This window comes from uncultured Rossellomorea sp., from assembly GCF_947488365.1.
Classification (GTDB): Bacteria; Bacillota; Bacilli; order Bacillales; family Bacillaceae_B; genus Rossellomorea.
Window position 1 is genome coordinate 1 of sequence record NZ_CANKZT010000041.1, and the last position, 201, is coordinate 201.

Here is a 201-nt window from a genome sequence, read left to right on the forward strand (position 1 = left end):
ATGGTGGCTCAGGACGGAATCGAACCGCCGACACATGGATTTTCAGTCCATTGCTCTACCAACTGAGCTACTGAGCCTTACTTAGAGTAAAATATTTAATTATGAACCATAATCTTATTTAAAGAAAATGGCGGTCCGGACGGGACTCGAACCCGCGACCTCCTGCGTGACAGGCAGGCATTCTAACCAACTGAACTACCG

General features: G+C 47.3%; 1 tRNA gene. It reads right to left on the minus strand.

The annotated features are described in order from the left end of the window. Nucleotide 1: 1 nt before the first annotated feature. Nucleotides 2-77, minus strand: a tRNA-Phe gene (locus Q1B03_RS22130). Nucleotides 78-201: the final 124 nt, after the last annotated feature.